Genomic DNA, 14,308 nt, shown 5'->3' on the forward strand with positions numbered 1-14,308 from the left:
AGGTGGATATGCCAAGATGGCGGAAGAGAACAAAACGGCGCTCAGCCAGTTCAGAGAAACGATACATAAAATTAAAAGCTACGAGGAAGCGCTCGGCGTGCTTTACTGGGATCTTCGCACCGGCGCTCCGCGCAAAGGGATGGATACCCGCTCCGAAGCGATCGGCATGCTGTCCGGCGACATGTTCAAGCTTCAGACATCGCCCGAGCTCGGCGAGTGGCTGTCCGCTTTGGAACAGAAGGGCACGTACGAAAATTTATCCGAAATCGATCAGCGTCTAGTGACGGAAACCCGCAAGGATTACGACCGAAGCGTCAAAATCCCTCCAAAGCTGTATCAGGAGTACGTCGTCATTGCCGCCCAGACGGAGAACAAATGGGAGGAAGCGAAGGCGGAAAACGATTATGAAAGCTTCCGGCCCTATCTGGACAAGGTCATTTCCTATACGAGCCAATTTATCGACCTATGGGGAGCAAAGGCTACCCGTTATGACACGCTGCTCGATCAATACGAGCCGGGCATGACGGTCGCCGAGCTGGATCATGTGTTTGGCGGCTTGCGAGAGAAGCTGGTGCCGCTGGCCGCAGCGATTGCGGCGTCGCCGCATCAGCCGGATAAGTCTTTCCTGCGTCAAAGCTTTGACAAGGAAGCGCAGAAATCGTTCAGCCTCTACATCCTGGAGCAGATGGGCTACGATTTCGAAGCCGGCAGGCTCGATGAAAGCGCCCATCCGTTCGCGACGGGCTTAAATCCCGGTGACGTGCGCATTACGACGCGTTATTTGGCGGACGACGTGACGAGCGCCCTATTCGGCACCATTCACGAAGGCGGACATGCGCTGTACGAGCAAAATATTATGCCGGAGCTGACCGGCACGACCCTTTCGACGGGAACGTCGATGGGTATTCACGAGTCGCAGTCCCGCTTCTGGGAAAATGTGATCGGACGCAGCCGTCCTTTCTGGGAGCGTTATTTCGGCGAGCTGCAACGACGGTTCCCGGGGCAGCTGGACGTGTCGGTCGATCAATTCTACCGAGGCAACAATACCGTCCAGCCATCTCTTATTCGAATCGAAGCGGATGAGCTGACGTACAATCTGCATATCATTATCCGGTACGAGATCGAAAAGCTTATTTTCAACAGCGGGGCGAAAGCTGCCGATCTGCCTGAAATTTGGAACGATAAATATAAGGAGTACTTGGGCATTGTGCCGCCAACTTACGCGGAAGGCGTTCTGCAGGACGTGCATTGGTCGGGCGGCGCGTTCGGGTATTTCCCGTCCTACTCGCTCGGCAACATGTACGCCGCTCAGTTTGCGGATACAATGGAAAGAGAGCTTCCCGGCATGTGGTCGCTAGTCGGTGAAGGCAATTTGATTCCGATCAAGGAATGGCTGAAGGAGCGCATCTACCGTTACGGCAAGCTGCGGACGCCGTCGGAGCTGGTGTCGTCCGTCACCGGCAAGCCGCTGGATCCGCAGTACTTGGTCGATTACCTGACAAAAAAATATACCGATATCTATAAGCTGTAGCACGCTTTTCGCAAGAAGCCGGGCTGCGGTCGTCTCCGGACGGCCGCGGTCCGATTTTTTTTGTCCCGATCCCGTGCCAATCACCGCTTTGTCGGCTCCCGCATAGGCTGATATACGTCTATATGTCTAAAAAAGCGGGAGGTATGAACGATGAGCAAACGACGCGCATACAGCATGCTGCTGCTTGCCATCGTCCTTGCGGCGGCAGCGGCCTTAGCCGGCTGCGGCAACGGAGGTTCGGATAAAAAGCTGGTCCGAATCGGCGAAGTGACAAGATCGCTATTTTACGCGCCGCAATACGTAGCGATCGAAAAAGGATTTTTTGAGGAGGAAGGGCTCGAGATCGAGCTGACGACGACGCCGGGCGGCGATAAAACGATGACGGCGCTGCTATCGAATGTCATTGACGTTGCGCTGGTTGGCTCGGAGACGTCGATTTATGTGTATCAGCAGGGCGCTGAAGACCCTGTCATCAACTTTGCGCAGCTCACGCAGACAGACGGCACGTTTCTGGTTGCGAGAGAGAAAGTGGACAATTTTGATTGGAGCATGCTGAAAGGCAGCGTCTTCCTAGGTCAGCGCGTTGGGGGCATGCCGCAAATGGCGGGAGAATTCTCGCTGAAAAAGCATGGAATCGACCCGCACAACGATATGGAGCTTATTCAAAACATCGACTTTGCGAATATCGCGCCGGCCTTCTCCTCCGGAACGGGCGATTATGTGCAGCTGTTTGAGCCGACGGCATCGATTTTTGAAAAGGAAGGCAGAGGACACGTCGTGGCGTCCTTCGGCACCGAAAGCGGTCATCTTCCATATACTGTCTTTATGACGAAAAACAGCTTTATCGAAAAAAACAAGGATACGGTTCAAGCGTTCACGAACGCGGTCTACAAAGCGCAGAAGTGGGTTGAGGAGAACAGCGCGGAAGCGATCGCGGACACGGTGCTGCCGTATTTCGAAAATGTCGACCGCGATATTCTGATCAGCTCGATCGACCGTTACAAGCAGCAGGGCTCCTTCGCGGCGGATCCCATCGTCGACGAAGCGGAATGGAACAACCTGCTGGACATCATCACGGAAGCGGGAGAGCTGGAAACGCGTACGGAGCACGGCGTTCTCGTCAATACGGAATTCGCGGAAGCGGCTATTGCGGAAGTGAAGTAACGAACAACTAATACGCGCAAGGGAGGCGATGAAATGAAGGACACTTCGGCGCTTGCGCTGCAGCGGCTCTCTCATGTTTACGTGGGCGACAAAGGCGCTTCGCTCGCGGTGGAGGACATCGATCTCTCCGTAGCGAAAGGGGAATTCGTCAGTTTGGTCGGCCCCAGCGGCTGCGGCAAGACGACACTGCTCAGCTTGATGGCGGGCTTATTCCCGCCTACAGCCGGGAAGGTTCTGCTTGGCGGCGAGCCGGTGAAAGGACCGACGCCTAAGGTCGGATATATGCTTCAGCAGGACTACTTATTTCCATGGCGCTCGATTCGGGACAATGCCGCGATCGGGCTTGAGATTCAAGGCAGCAAATCGAAAGCGTCCATGAAAAGGGTTGACGAGTGGCTGAAGGAGCTGGGGCTTGAAGGCTTAGGCGGACGGTTTCCGCATGAGCTGTCGGGCGGCATGCGGCAGCGCGTCGCTTTGGCCCGCACGATGGTAACGGAGCCCGAGGTGCTGCTGCTCGACGAGCCGTTCTCCGCTCTCGACCTTCATATCAAAATGCAGCTGGAGGATGTGGTCGTCGAGACGCTGCGAAAGCTTGGCAAGACGGCCGTGCTGGTTACGCACGATCTGTCGGAGGCCGCGGCGATGAGCGACCGCGTCATCGTGCTTGGGAAAAATCCTGGGCATATCCGCAAAGAAATCAAAGTGCCGGACGAAATCAAATCCGCCGACCCGATTACGGCCCGCAAGCTCCCCGGCTTTCAGGTCTTGTTCGAGGAGCTGTGGGCGGAGCTGAACGCTGTGGACAGAAAGGAGGGCGGAGGCGATGCGTGAGGAACAAAACGTTGTTCAGCAGGAGCGGCAAAAGCTGATAAACGGCTTATACGCGAGCCATAAGCGCAGGATGCGCAAAATCTCCGGCGCGGCGTTAGCGACGCAGCTCGCCATTTTGCTCCTTTTTATCGGCTTATGGGAAGCGGCGGGGCGGAACAGATGGATTGATCCGCTGCTGTTCAGCTATCCTTCCAAGCTGTTCGATCAGCTTTGGACCTCCATGACCGACGGAACGCTATGGCCGCATGTAGGGACGACCGTACTCGAGACGATCGTCGGCTTTGTGCTTGGCACCGCGGTCGGGACGATTATCGCGGCGGCATTATGGTGGTTTCCGTTCTTGTCACGCGTTCTGGATCCTTATCTGGTTGTGCTCAACAGCATGCCGAAGGTCGCGCTGGGACCGATCTTTATCGTGGGGCTTGGTCCGGGCTTTTCGTCGATTGTCGCGATTACGTTAATGGTGACCGTTATTATAACAACGATTAATATTTATAACCGGTTCAGGGAAATCGACAGCGGCTATATCAAGGTTGTGAGGCTGTTCGGCGCGAATCGGCTGCAGCTGTTCCGGCTCGTAATTTTGCCCGGCTCCTTCCCTGTCATCATTTCGACGCTGAAGGTGAACGTCGGCCTTGCTTGGATCGGCGTAATCGTCGGGGAATTTCTTGTCGCGAAGATCGGGCTCGGCTATCAGATTATTTACGGCTTCCAAGTGTTCAACTTTACGCTTGTCCTTTCAAGCCTCGTCGTCATCGCGGTTGTCGCGACGGTCATGTATCAGCTCGTCTCGGCGCTTGAGCGGAAGTTGACGGAGGGTTGGCGGGAAAGGTAGGATGATGGAAAGGCATTTCCATTATTTTATCGGAACCGGGGTAAGCATAAATGGGTATTCGGGTTATTAAAACAGCCGTCGCGGCAATCGCGGCGATTTATACGGCATATTATTTAGACTTAACGCCCGCGCTGTCTGCGGGCATCCTTGCGATACTCGGCGTTGAAGTGACGCGAATGAAAGGGCTGAAGAGCGTTTCCGCCCGTTTTGTCGCTTCGGTGCTGGGTCTTTTTTTCGCTTCGGTCATCTTTACGGTCTTGGGCTTCCACTATTGGGTGGTAGCGATATTCATTATGGTGACCTTTCCGGTCTTGTCGCGGTTCCAGCTAAAGGGCGGAATTTTGACAAGCAGCGTCATCGTGTTTCAGCTGTTTTCTCACGGCGAAGTGAATGTCGATATTATTGCGAACGAAATTTTGCTGCTGTTATCCGGTCTCGGCTGGGCGACCGTCATTAACGTCGTTTATATGCCGAGGGAAGACAAGGAGCTGCTTGCCATCAGAGCGAGGCTGGAGGAGGATTTCAGCTCGATCTTCCGCGAAATGGCGACCACGCTGCGCAACCCCAAGCATCTTTGGAACGGCGGCGAAATATTGGATGCCCACGGCTCCATCGAGCAGGGCGTCAATCTCTCGATTCGAAATCGGGAGAATCGCATTTGGGGATATGAATCCTACTGGTCTACCTATTTCGAAATGCGCAGGCAGCAGCTCTATTCGATTCAGCAAATGCTTGCCGAGCTGTCGCTCGTCTACGAGAAATGGCCGCAAGGCGAGCTTCTGGCTGAGCTTCTAGAACAATTGGCCGGCGACGTCAAATCGGAGGTGTACCGGGGCAAGGCGGAGCAGATGGTGTTCGCGCTTATGAAGTCGTTCCGGGAGATGGAGCTTCCGACTACCCGCGAGGAATTCGAAATCAGGGCGTCGCTGTATACACTCCTTCATGAAGTGGACCGTTATTTGGCCGTGGCCAGACGGCTCAAAAAGAAGCCGGGCGAACAAGAAACCGGACTTGCGAGGTCGAATTAATCCGCGATTTGCTTTTCATATTTCGGTCTGGAATGGAATAGATATGTAGTGTGAAACCATTCTTACGGCTATGCTTTCGTTTCCTGCGGGGAATGGCGCTGCCGCGGGAGGCCTGTAAAATAAATTTGTTTGTTTGGACCCGTTTAATCAACAAACGCCTAAGACCTGCATACACTTTAATTGAATGATTGTATGGAGGAGGTTAAATCAATGACTATTGCAGATAAACAGCTACAGTGCAGAGAAATTATTACGAAAGCTGTCTGCGGCAAGGGTCGTAAGTTTTCCACTGTAACCCATACCGTAACACCGCCTCATAATCCGACCAGTATACTGGGCGCATGGGTCATTAACCATCAGTATGAAGCGGTTCGTTCGGGCGACGGTATTGAGGTGATCGGTACTTACGAGCTCAACATTTGGTATTCGTATAACAGAAACTCGCAAACGGATGTGGCCAAAGAATCCGTACAATTCGTCGAAAACGTACCGCTCTCTTATGTCGATCCCAAACATAGGGCTTCAACGGAGGAAGTGTCCGCGGAAGTGCTACAGGAACCGAACGCGATCGAAGCGAATATTTCTTCGAACGGTCAAAGCGTGAACATTCGGGTAGAGCGCGAGTTTGCGGTTGAAATGATCGCCGAGACGAAGGTTTGCGTAGCGGTAGTGCCAGGCGGCTGCAGTGACATGGACGACAAGGATCTGGACTTCGGAATCGGCGAAGATGACGAAGACTATGAAGACCTGGATGCCGACCTGCTGGACGACGAGCTGTAAGGCATCCGGTCCTTTTATCTATTCAGTTATCGCAGTATATGCCGCATATGCGGCGATTTCGAGGGCGAAAGCCCTCTTTTTTTTACTTATTTCGAAGCTTGGAACGCGCCGGAGCGGTTACTGTCCAACGCATCGTTCGGCATGCTTGGCGAAGAGGGGGTGAGCGAGGTGGCGGCGACTTGGATTTGGCGCGGGGAGGGGGAGCCCTTCCTCCTAGTCGGCACGGCTGATGGCAGCGCTTCTCCGCTGCCGGATAAAGCGCGTCAAGGCGATGCGGTCATGGCGGGTAGCGTCAGCTTGGAAGTCCCGCTTGCAGCGTCTCACGGCGTTTGGGTGCTGAACGAAGGCGCGGGCTCGGCGGCTCGCATGAGCGCGGATACGAAGCGCAGGCTGTGGAAACGGGCGGGCATCAGCTGCAACGCGGAGAAACCGCTTCCGGCGAGGGTATATGCGGTCACTATCGTCAATCAAGAGCCTTGGCGTTTCGAGCGGATCGGCCGCGGACGCCCGCCGCGGCTCGGTGACGACGGCTGGCCGGAGGAGGAGGCGCAGCGCCGGGCTGCGCGGGCCGCCGCCCGCGCCCTCTATGCGCTCGGCCTTGACATCGGCGAGGCGGAGGTCGCGCTTAGCGACGGAGGCCGCGCGATCGTGCTGGACGCGCGGCCGCTTGCCGCGGATTCAGCCGCGGGAGAGGCCGCGCTTGAAGCGTTCGCCGCGCGGTATGCCGCGGCGGATGCCGGGGGAGGCGGCGGGCGGATCTTGATCGGCGCCGACCCCGAATTCGCGCTGCTGACGCCGGCCGGGAAGCTGGCTCCGGCGTCGCGCTTTTTCGGCGAAGGCGCCGCCGGGGCGACCGGCGCCGACGCCATGGTTGTGGGGCGGCGGGTGATCTATCCCGTCGCCGAGCTGCGGCCCGCGCCGGCGGAGACGCCCGCCGCGCTGGCCGCGAACGTGCGGCGCCTGCTTGCGCGCGCCGCCGTCCGCGTGAGCGACCCCGCGCTGCGCTGGGTCGCCGGGGCGATGCCCTTGCCGGGGCTGGCGCTCGGCGGGCACATCCATATTAGCGGAGCGCCGCTCACGGGGCGCTTGCTCCGCCTGCTCGACAGCTGCGCGGCGTACCCGCTCGCGCTGGTCGAGGATCCCGCCGGGCGGGGCCGGCGTCCCCGCTACGGCGCGCTCGGGGACGTCCGCCTGCAGCCGCATGGCGGGTTCGAGTACCGGACGCTGCCGAGCTGGCTTGTGTCGCCGGCAGCGGCCAAAGCGGCCTTCGCGCTCGCTCTGCTGTGCGCGCGCGAGGCCATGCGCATGCCCCGCGTGCCGGCCCGGGAGGAGCGGTACGCGGAGGCCTATTACGCCGGCGACCGCACAGAGCTCGCCGGCTGCCTTGACGAGGTCGCGGCGGCGATTGCCGCGACCGAAAGCTATCCCGCGCTCGCGCAGTACATCGAGCCGCTATTCGATGCCGCGCGCCGCGGCAAAACCTGGGACGAGAGCGCCGATATCCGCGCGAAGTGGCGCATCCCTCAGCCTAAGCTGCAATAAAACAGATTCGCTGATCCGCCGGCCTGCACACTTATATAATTGGCCCGGAAAATAGAACGGTCAGGCCGCCTAAAATCCCCGAAGGTTGCTCAATCGCTCGATTTAAGGCGCCGCTGCCGACCTAAACCATCTCCAATCGCACAGATGATGGGAATAGGACGTTGCGGCCGCCTAAAATCTCCCAATATGCTCAATCGCTCATTTTAAGCGCCACCGCCGACCTAAACCGCCATCAATCGCTCTAGTGATGGGAATTGGTCGTTCCGGCCGCCTAAAATCTCCAAATGATGCTCAATCGCTCATTTTAAGCGCCACCGCCGACCTAAACCATCACCAATCGCTCAGATGATGGGAATTGGTCGTTCCGGCCGCCTAAAATCTCCAAATGATGCTCAATCGCTCATTTTAAGCGCCACCGCCGACCTAAACCGCCTTCAATCGCTCTAGTGATGGGAATAGGTCGTTCCGGCCGCCTAAAATCCCCGAAGGTTGCTCAATCGCTCGATTTAAGGCGCCACCGCCGACCTAAACCATCTCCAATCGCTCTAGTGATGGGAATAGGTCGTTCCGGCCGCCTAAAATCCCCAAAGGCGGCTTCATCGCTCGATTTAAGGCGTCGCCGCCGACCTAAACCATCTCCAACCGCTCTAGTGATGGGAATAGGTCGTTCCGGCCGCCTAAAATCCCCAAAGGCGGCTTCATCGCTCGAAATAAGGCGTCACGAAAGACTTAGATAGCCAACGATCGAGGAGCAGAGAGAAATATAGCGCTGCGACCGGCCTAAATCTCCTAAGCCCGCTCATATCGAAATAGCCGCAGGCCCGCTCAACCACCGTTTAGGCGTACATCGCTGCTTCTCCCTTGTACCTCTTTCTTTTACACGAAAGGCTCCCGCCATCTTGCTAGCTTTCCGTTATAGCTTACAGCGTCTTAGATTGGTATAATGATGAGATGAGGTTTCGCTTTGAGCAATGTGCGCAATCATTATCGATACATAGACATGGAGGAACGTTCGATGGCCGGGTATACTCCGATGATTCAACAATATTTGTCCGTGAAGGAAGAGGCGAAGGACGCTTTTCTCTTTTTCCGTTTGGGCGATTTTTACGAGATGTTTTTTGACGACGCGATCAACGCGGCGCGCGAGCTGGAAATTACGCTGACAGGCAGAGAAGGCGGGGGCGATGCCAAAATTCCGATGTGCGGCGTTCCCTATCACTCCGCCGAGAACTATATTAGCAGGCTGATCGAAAAGGGCTACAAGGTTGCAATTTGCGAGCAAGTGGAGGACCCCGCAGCCGCAAAAGGCGTCGTGCGCCGGGAAATTGTGCGCATCATTACGCCGGGAACGGTTATGGAATCGAAGTCTCTCGAGGGCAAAACAAACAACTTCATCGCAGCCGCGACGACGGCGGGCGGCATGATGGGGCTCGCCGCATGCGACTTGTCGACCGGGGAGCTGTATGTCACGTCCTTCCCCGATTCGATGGACGCCTTGGTTGATGAGCTTAATGTCTACACCCCCTCGGAGGTCGTGGGCGACGAGCATCTATTGGACAAGCTGAGAAGCGCGGACGCTTGGAACCGTCAAGCTCCCCTGACGACGCGGGGACCGATAGCGCTGGAGAGGCTTGCGGCGCAATTCGGCTCCGAACAGGTCGAGAAGCTGTCGGCCGCCAGGCAGCAGGCGGTCAGCGTTTTGACGGGTTATCTCGAAGAGACGCAAAAGCGGTCGCTTGCCCATGTCCGTACGATATCGGCTTACGAGCCGAACCAATTTATGATATTGGACCACTACACGCGAAGAAATCTCGAGCTGACGGAGACGGTAAGAGACCGCAGCAAAAAAGGCTCCCTGCTCTGGCTTCTGGACCGGACGGGCACGTCGATGGGCGCCCGCCTGCTGAGACGGTGGATCGATAAGCCGCTGCTTAGCAAAACCGCCATCGAGCGCAGGCTTGACGCGGTGGAGACGCTGTACCGCGACTTAATTCTGCGCGAGGACTTCCGCGCGGAGCTGACGCCGATCTACGACTTGGAGCGGCTTGTCGGCCGCGTCGCTTACGGCAACGCGAACGGACGCGATCTGAACGCGCTCAAGTCGTCGCTTCGCCGTATCCCGGCGTTAACGCAGCTATGCCGGTCGTCAGGGTCCAAAGTTCTGATGGAGCTGGTGGAAGGCAGCGACGATTGCTCCGATCTGGCGGATATGATCGATACGGTGCTGGTCGACGAGCCCCCGGTATCCATCCGTGAAGGCGGACTCATTCGCGTAGGCTACGACGACTATTTGGACCAGCTGCGCGAGGCGAGCGTCAACGGGAAGAAGTGGCTGGCCGAGCTGGAGCGGACGGAGCGCGAGCTTACCGGCATTAAATCGCTAAAAATCGGCTTTAATAAAGTGTTCGGCTATTATTTGGAAGTGTCGAAGGCGAACCTGTCGATGCTGCCGGAAGGCCGTTACGAGCGGAAGCAGACGCTTGCGAACGCGGAGCGCTTCGTGACGCCGGAGCTGAAGGAGAAAGAACGGCTCATTCTCGAAGCCGAGGATAAAATGATCGATCTCGAATACGCGAGGTTCATCGAGCTGCGGGATCATCTGGCGCTGCACCTGCACCGTCTGCAGAAGGCGGCCGCGATTATCGCCGAGCTTGACGTCTACCAGTCATTCGCAACCGTCAGCGCGGAAAGGCGCTTCGTCCGGCCGCAAATAACGGAGGGCTTCGACTTGAACGTCGAAGAAGGACGACACCCGGTTGTGGAGGCGATGATGGACGGCGCGCCGTTTATCGCGAACGATACGCGCCTCCGTACCGAGGAGCAGCGTATCTTGCTCATCACAGGCCCGAATATGGCGGGCAAGAGCACCTACATGCGCCAAACCGCCCTTATCTCCGTAATGGCGCAAATCGGCTGCTTCGTGCCGGCGAAGTCGGCGGTTATTCCGCTGATCGACCGGATCTTTACGCGAATCGGCGCGGCCGACGACCTCATCGGCGGTCAAAGCACGTTTATGGTGGAAATGAAGGATATTCAAATTATGACCGAAAAGGCGACCGCGAACAGCCTTGTTATTATTGACGAGCTTGGACGCGGGACTTCTACGGGCGAAGGCATGGCGATCGCGCAAGCCGTCATTGAGTTCGTGCACCACCACATTGGATGTAAAGCGCTTGTCTCGACCCACTTCCATGAGCTCGCACATCTCGAGGATACGCTGCCTTCGCTGTCCAACGCGCGGATGGCTGTCGAAGAAAGCGGCGACGACGTAACGTTCCTGCGCAAGCTTGTTCCAGGGGCGGCGAGCACGAGCTACGGCATCTATTGCGCTCAGCTTGCGGGCTTGCCGGGCTCGATCATCGAACGGGCTTACGAGCTGCTGGAGGAGACGGAGGACGCGTCCCCGAGCATTAGCGCGCCCAAGACACCGGAACCGGCTCCCAAGCGTCAAGCTACGCCTGAGCCTCCCGCCATCGCGGCCGAGCAAGCCGCTCAGTATGGCGCCGTCGTTCAATTATCGATGTTCGAGGAATCCGCGGCGGCAGCCGACAGCGCCAAAGCTAAAAAAGCGTCGCCGAAAGCCGAGCAGCTTGCGGAGGAGCTCCGGAAATTGGATTTGTTCAACATGACGCCGATGATGGCCATGCAGTGGCTGAACGACCAAAAATCGAAGCTTAGAGATTAATACAGCGGAAGGAGCGGATCAACTTGTCGAAAATTAAAGTGCTGGACGAGCAGCTGGCGAATCAGATCGCGGCGGGCGAAGTGGTTGAACGTCCCGCCTCCGTCGTCAAGGAGCTGGTCGAAAACGCGGTTGACGCCGGCAGCACCACGATCGACATTACGATCGAGGAGGGCGGCCTTAGCTTGATTCGCGTCACGGACAACGGAGGCGGCATTGAAGCTTCCGACATTCAGACCGCCTTCCAACGGCATGCCACAAGCAAAATATCGACAAGCAGCGATCTGTTCCGGATCGCGAGCTTGGGCTTTCGGGGAGAGGCGCTGCCGAGTATCGCGGCCGTTTCCAGATTGACGTGCGTATCCGCCGACTCGAACAGCGGGCTGGCCCGCAAGCTGGTCATCGAGGGCGGTCACATTACGGCCGACGAGCCGGCGAACGCGCCGCAAGGAACGGATATGAGCGTGAAGGATTTGTTTTATAACACGCCCGCGCGTTTGAAATATATGAAGTCGATCCAGACGGAGCTCGGCCACATTTCGGATTATATTAACCGTCTGGCTTTGGCGCATCCTGGAATCGCCTTTACGCTCAAGCATAACGGCAGCACGCTGCTCCGGACGATGGGCACGGGCGACCGTCTGCAGGTTATCGCGGCAATTTACGGCACGAGCGCGGCGAAGGCGATGCTGCCTGTATCGGCTTCCGATTCGGATTACGAGCTGACAGGTTATATCTCGAAGCCGGATCTAACGAGAGCGAACCGGAACGGCATTACGGTTGTCGTGAACGGACGCTATATCCGCAGCCATACCGTTAATCAATCGCTGCTGCAGGCGTATCACACGCTGCTGCCGATTAACCGGTTCCCGCTTGTCGTGCTGGAGCTCGGCATGCATCCGGGCTTGCTCGACGTTAACGTGCATCCGTCCAAAATGGAGGTCCGGTTCAGCAAAGAAGCGGAATTGCGCGCTTTAATTGAACGAGCCGTAAGGGAGGCGCTCGTCTCCCAGCGCTATATTCCGGGAGCAAGCACCGGGGGCAGAAGCGAGAGGTCGGGCCCGTTGTACGTGCAGGACTCGATCTCCTTCCATATCGCGGACCGGGACAAAAAAATCGTTGAAAACGCGGCGCAGGAAGCGGCGGCGGCTAAAGAGTCCAGCGCTCCCGCTGCTCCCGCTTACCGTTCCGAACAGCAGTTCAGCCGAGACCGTTCTTCATGGACGGGTTATAGCCCTCCCCGAATGAACCCGCCCAACGGCGGCAGGGAATATGTGCCGAAGGGGGCGGCGGAAAAGCTGTACGCGCCCGCAGCGCCCAGCCAGCCTATACCCGTTGATAAAACCGAATGGACTATACGCGAAACGGCCGATACGCCCGTATTTGAGACAGAAACGGCTTCTGCCGATCCAGCCTTCAATGCTATAGGGAAAGAGCCTGAGGCTGCATCCTCTGAGCAATCGGGTGCACGAGCGGAAGAACTCGCTTCTCAGGAGGCGGACCAACCCGCGGACGATTCGGCGGCGAAGACTCCCCGCTTTCCGGAGCTTCATTGGATCGGGCAGCATCACGGCACGTATATTGTGGCGCAAGCGGATGACGGGCTGTATTTGATCGACCAGCACGCGGCCCACGAAAGAATCAATTATGAATACTATCTTCATAAATTTGGGAATCCTGTATCTGCAAGTCAAGGGCTTCTCGTTCCGTTAACCTTGGAGTTTACGCCGGGCGACGCGGCCCAGCTTCGGGAGCTGCTCGGGCTATTTAAGGAAGCGGGCGTGGAGATGGAGCCGTTTGGCCCGCAAACCTTCCTCGTCCGCGCTTATCCGGAATGGATGCCGAAGGGCGAGGAGCAGGCGCTGATCGAAGAGATGGCGGAACTCCTTATTCAAGAGCGCAAATCGATTAACATAACAAAGCTGAGAGAGAAGGCGGCGATCATGTGCGCCTGCAAAGCGTCGATTAAAGCGAATGACCGGATGACAAGGGAAGAAGGGGACGCGCTGCTCGGACGTCTCTCCCGCTGCGAGCAGCCGTACACGTGCCCGCATGGCAGGCCGATCATCGTTCACTTGTCGACGTATCAGCTGGAAAAAATGTTCAAACGGGTGATGTCATGATCATTACGACAGCCCCGAACCCGTCGGAGAAGGCTTGGGAGCGGGCCAGACTTCTAAGCGCCGAGCTTGGCGCACCCGTCACGCCGCGAAGAGGCTTATCCGTGAAAAAGCTGCTTCAGGCTAGCGGCGACGGCCGGGTTATGATCGTAACGGACAAGGAAACGAGATATTACGATCATCAGGACGAGCCGCCGCTCTACTTTCATCCGAGCATGGCGTTTATTCGGGTGAAGCGGCTGCGCAGGGGAGAGACCGATCCGCTGATTCAGCTTTCGCGCTGCGAACCGGGCGACCGCGTTATCGATTGCACCGCCGGCATGGCCGCCGATTCCCTTGTGTTCGCGTATGCGGCTGGCGAAAAGGGACAGGTAACCGCGCTTGAAAGCGAGCCCGTCCTATGCGCGCTTGTAAGGCAAGGACTTGCGACTTACGAGTCGGGGCTTCCCGATGTCGATGCGGCGATGAGGCGGATTACGCTGCTTTGCAGGAATCATGCGGACTATTTGGCGGCACAGCCGGATAAAAGCGCGGATATTGTCTACTTCGATCCGATGTTCCGCGAGCCGATCATGGAGTCTGCGGCAATAGGGGCATTCCGGACTCTCGCGAACATGGACGCCTTGACGGACGAGGTCGTTGAGCAAGCGAAGCGTGTAGCAAGGAAAACGGTCATTATGAAGGAAAACGGGAAAAGCGGCGAATTTCAACGATTAGGGTTCGAGCGCAGCCGTTTCAATACATCGAAAATCGCATATGGAGTGATTACTATTGACTGAGCATGCAGGCCATCCC

The 14,308-nt window shown here is 57.2% G+C and carries 10 protein-coding genes; all 10 read left to right on the forward strand.

The genetic code is table 11. From position 1 onward, the window contains the following. Positions 1-16: 16 nt before the first annotated feature. The 10 genes from D3P08_RS09065 (at position 17) to D3P08_RS09110 (ending at position 14,292) form a co-directional block, all read left to right on the forward strand. Complete coding sequence (locus D3P08_RS09065) at positions 17-1,531, forward strand: carboxypeptidase M32 (RefSeq protein WP_119599186.1); 1,515 nt, start codon at positions 17-19, stop codon at positions 1,529-1,531. A 150-nt stretch (positions 1,532-1,681) separates the two neighbouring features. Then, positions 1,682-2,695 (forward strand): ABC transporter substrate-binding protein, encoded by a 1,014-nt coding sequence (locus D3P08_RS09070; RefSeq protein WP_206098943.1) that lies wholly within the window; start codon positions 1,682-1,684, stop codon positions 2,693-2,695. A 33-nt stretch (positions 2,696-2,728) separates the two neighbouring features. Then, positions 2,729-3,526: an ABC transporter ATP-binding protein gene (locus D3P08_RS09075; RefSeq protein ID WP_119599193.1), complete on the forward strand. Its 798-nt coding sequence runs from the start codon at positions 2,729-2,731 to the stop codon at positions 3,524-3,526. Next, the gene (locus tag D3P08_RS09080; protein ID WP_119599196.1) at positions 3,519-4,361 is read left to right on the forward strand and encodes an ABC transporter permease; all 843 of its coding nucleotides are present in this window, start codon (positions 3,519-3,521) and stop codon (positions 4,359-4,361) included. The genes D3P08_RS09075 and D3P08_RS09080 overlap by 8 nt, the downstream gene beginning before the upstream one ends. Positions 4,362-4,411: 50 nt before the next feature. Then, on the forward strand, positions 4,412-5,389 hold the full coding sequence (locus D3P08_RS09085; RefSeq protein WP_119599198.1) for an aromatic acid exporter family protein: 978 nt from the start codon (positions 4,412-4,414) through the stop codon (positions 5,387-5,389). Positions 5,390-5,599: 210 nt separating this feature from the next. After that, entirely contained in the window at positions 5,600-6,169 is a 570-nt protein-coding gene (locus D3P08_RS09090) for an outer spore coat protein CotE (RefSeq protein ID WP_119599200.1), read from the forward strand. Between the two features lie 279 nt (positions 6,170-6,448). Then, entirely contained in the window at positions 6,449-7,711 is a 1,263-nt protein-coding gene (locus D3P08_RS09095) for a putative amidoligase domain-containing protein (protein WP_162848408.1), read from the forward strand. 1,015 nt (positions 7,712-8,726) lie between these two features. Then, entirely contained in the window at positions 8,727-11,396 is a 2,670-nt protein-coding gene (mutS, locus tag D3P08_RS09100; protein WP_119599204.1) for a DNA mismatch repair protein MutS, read from the forward strand. A gap of 23 nt (positions 11,397-11,419) precedes the next feature. Further along, positions 11,420-13,516 carry a DNA mismatch repair endonuclease MutL gene (gene mutL, locus D3P08_RS09105; RefSeq protein ID WP_119599206.1) on the forward strand — a complete coding sequence of 699 codons (2,097 nt, stop codon included), beginning with the start codon at positions 11,420-11,422 and terminating at the stop codon, positions 13,514-13,516. Further along, positions 13,513-14,292 carry a class I SAM-dependent methyltransferase gene (locus D3P08_RS09110; RefSeq protein WP_119599208.1) on the forward strand — a complete coding sequence of 260 codons (780 nt, stop codon included), beginning with the start codon at positions 13,513-13,515 and terminating at the stop codon, positions 14,290-14,292. The genes mutL and D3P08_RS09110 overlap by 4 nt, the downstream gene beginning before the upstream one ends. Positions 14,293-14,308 lie beyond the last annotated feature (16 nt).

The sequence above is a fragment of the Paenibacillus nanensis genome, from assembly GCF_003583765.1.
Taxonomy (GTDB): Bacteria; Bacillota; Bacilli; order Paenibacillales; family Paenibacillaceae; genus Pristimantibacillus; species Pristimantibacillus nanensis.